The sequence below is a fragment of the Polaromonas sp. P3_C2 genome, assembly GCF_056402675.1.
The window spans coordinates 1-3,239 of the sequence record NZ_JBFUGX010000475.1; the positions used below are offsets into that span (position 1 = coordinate 1).

Here is a 3,239-nt window from a genome sequence, read left to right on the forward strand (position 1 = left end):
TTTGTGGGCTGCTCAGGAAGGCTTGGCACCGGTAGCGCCCTTCTCGCCCTCCGCGCTTTTTGCATTCTCCGAAATGCTCACGCGGGTATGCACCACACGCTGCGGGTACGGAATTTCGATGCCGTGCGAACGCAGCGACTCCAGGACGGCGAGGTTGACACGCGAGCGCAGGTTCTGCTGGCCGTTTTCGGGATCAACCATCCAGTAGTTGAGCGTGAACTCGAGCCCGTCGACGCCAAAGTGGGTCAGATTGACGCTGGGGCCAGGGTCGCGCAGCACACGGTCCTGCTTGAGCGCGGCTTCACTGAGCAGGCCCATCACCAGCTCGACGTCGCTGTCATAGCTCACCGACACCACGGTGGACTGCAGCACCTGCGTATCGCTGAGCGAGAGGTTTTCAACACGGCTGCTGATGAACATCTCGTTGGGCACGATGGATTCGCGCCCGGACGGTGCACGCACCACGGTGTAGCGCGCATTGATATCGGTAATGCGCCCTTCAAAGGTGTCCACCCGCACGTTGTCACCGATGCGCACACTGCGCTCGGCCAGCATGACAAAGCCGCTCACGTAGTTGGCCGCCAGCTTCTGCAGGCCAAAGCCCACACCCACGCCTACCGCGCCGCCCAGCACCGACAACGCCCTGAGGTCAATGCCCACCGACGACAGCGCCAGCATCAGGCCGACAAACATCAGCATGGCACGCACCGCATTGCTGACAGCCTTGCGCAGGGAGAGCTCGTTGCCGGTGGCCGAACGCAGCAGGCGCGCCTCGATGGCCGAAGATATCCACAAGGTGATCAGCAGCACCACACCGGCTGTCACCGCGCCTTCAAGCATGGTGCGCACCGACAACGTCGAGTTGCCGACCTTCCACTTGATGTCGTCGAGCTCGTCAAGTATCACAGGCAAGAAGCCGCTGACCCACAGCACCATGGCGATCCAGGCCAGCCAGGAGATGGTGCGCTCCAGGGCCCGCACCAGCGGTGCGTCCTTGAAGGCCACCTGCAGCACCTTGACCCCCAGGCGGATCACCGCCAGCGACAGCAGCACGGGAATGGCTACCTTGAATACCGCCAACGGAAAGGTCCTCGCCAAAAGGACCTGCACCGCATTGGCAAAGAAAAGCAGCAGCAGCGGAAACAGCACGCCGTCAATCACGCGCCGCCCGAAAAGGATGGAAGTCCCATCGACCGCCATACGTGCGCGGCCCGCCATGCGCACCACCAGCCAGGCCAGCAACGCGCAGGAAATCAGCGCGGCCAGCTCCGTGAGGGCGGTAGGCTGGGCCAGTGCCGCAAACCAGTCATCCAGCGCATCAATGCGGACGGGAGGAGCAGAACGGGTCGTCAGGGCGCCGGCGCTGGCCATTGGGGTTTCCTTTTTTCGATGAAGGCCTGCACACCTTCCTGTGCCGTGGCATGGGCCATGTTGCAGGCCATGGACTGGCCCGCCAATTGGTAGGCGGCCTCGATGCCGGTTTCACGTTGCTGGTAAAAAAGCTCCTTGCCCATGGCGAGTGCTTCGCGCGGTTTGGACAGGAGCGACTGCAAGAGTTTTTCGACTTCGGCGTCCAGCGAATCCAGCGGCACGACACGGTTGACCAGCCCGCGCACGCGCGCTTCGTCGGCCGTGATGAAGTCTCCCGTCATCAGCATTTCCATGGCCTGCTTGGCGGGCATGTTGCGCACCAGCGGCACGCTGGGCGTGGCGCAAAAGAGGCCCACATCGATGCCATTCACGCCAAAAGTCGCATTGCTGGAGGCCACCGCCAGATCACATTGGGCCACCAGCTGGCACCCGGCCGCGGTGGCCAGGCCCTGCACTTGCGCAATCACCGGTACCGGCAGCCTCTGGATGCTGAGCATCATGCGTGTGCACTGCGCAAAGAGTTTCTGGTAATAGGCCAGCTCAGGCCGGGCCCGCATGTCCTTGAGGTTGTGGCCGGCACAAAAAGCCTTGCCCTCGGCGGAGATGACCACCGCTCGCGCCGAGCTGTCGGCCGCGATCGAATCCAGCGCAGCCTGCAATGCAGACAGCACGTCTTCACTGAGCGTATTAAAAGTGGCCGCCCGGTTCAGCACCAGGCGGTGGACACCGCGCGCGTCATGCGTGTGAAGCACGGGAGCCGAAAGCTCAGCAGATACGGCACTCATGAATGCCCTACAAATCGGCCAGGACGCGAATATGCGCTTCCACGCTGCGCGCCAGCGCATTCAGGTTGTAGCCACCTTCAAGCGACGAGACGATACGGCCTTGCGAATGGCGCCTGGCGACGTCCTTCAGGCGCTGGGTGATCCAGGCGTAGTCCTGCTCGACCAGTCCCATCTGGCCCAGGTCGTCGTCGCGGTGCGCATCAAAACCGGCGCTGATGAAAATCATCTCGGGCTTGAATTCTTCCAGACGCGGAATCCACGCCGCTTCTATCAACTCACGCACCGCCATGCCCTTGGTATAGGCCGGCACGGGCAGATTGAGCATGTTGCCAGCGTGGTTTTCGGTGCCGGTATAAGGGTAAAACGGGTGCTGGAAAAAGCTGACCATCAGAACACGGTCGTCGCCGCTGAGGATGTCCTCGGTGCCGTTGCCGTGGTGCACGTCGAAGTCGACAATCGCCACGCGCTTGAGGCCGTGGCGCTCCAGCGCATATTTGGCAGCAACGGCGATGCTGTTGAAAACGCAAAATCCCATGGACCGGTTGTGGCAGGCGTGGTGGCCCGGCGGGCGCACCGCGCAAAACGCGTTCTCAAGCTCGCCGGACATCACGGCGTCGGTGGCCGCCAGCACGGCGCCGGTCGCACGCAGGGCGGCGTTCCAGGTGTGCGCATTGAGCGCGGTATCGGGGTCAATCTGCGCATAGGCCGGCCCGCCGGCCCTGATGTCATCGACCAGGCTGTCGCTCAGGCCGCGGATCGCCGCCACCATCATGCGGTCGTGCGCCAGCTCAATGTCGCCCAGCGCTGCCAGGGGGGCCTCGCGCGCGTCCAGGGCGTCCTTGACGCCGGTCGCCAGCAACCAGTCGTCAATGGCGTCGAGCCGCTCCGGACATTCCGGGTGGCCGGGGCCCATCTCATGCTTGCGGCAATCTGCGTGCGTGAAATAACCAGTCGCGTTCATGGGGGAAATAATTTGTAAAAAATTACGGTATGGTTGGCACCATGAAAGTCACAGAAAAACTCCAGGCACTTCTTGATCAGCTTAACACGGTCATCGTCGGAAAACCGGCGCAGGTACAGGAC

3 protein-coding genes are annotated in these 3,239 nt (G+C 62.6%); all 3 read right to left on the reverse strand.

Annotated elements, in window-relative coordinates; translation table 11 throughout:
* Positions 1–12 precede the first annotated feature (12 nt).
* The 3 genes from AC1DWI_RS17400 to AC1DWI_RS17410 are packed head-to-tail and all read right to left on the reverse strand — an operon-like array spanning position 13 to position 3,117.
* The gene (locus tag AC1DWI_RS17400; protein ID WP_477671086.1) at positions 13–1,371 is read right to left on the reverse strand and encodes a mechanosensitive ion channel family protein; all 1,359 of its coding nucleotides are present in this window, start codon (positions 1,369–1,371) and stop codon (positions 13–15) included.
* A complete protein-coding gene (locus tag AC1DWI_RS17405; protein WP_477671087.1) occupies positions 1,350–2,156 on the reverse strand; it encodes an enoyl-CoA hydratase in 807 nt (268 codons plus the stop codon). The genes AC1DWI_RS17400 and AC1DWI_RS17405 overlap by 22 nt, the downstream gene beginning before the upstream one ends.
* Positions 2,157–2,163: 7 nt before the next feature.
* Complete coding sequence (locus AC1DWI_RS17410) at positions 2,164–3,117, reverse strand: histone deacetylase family protein (protein ID WP_477671088.1); 954 nt, start codon at positions 3,115–3,117, stop codon at positions 2,164–2,166.
* Positions 3,118–3,239 lie beyond the last annotated feature (122 nt).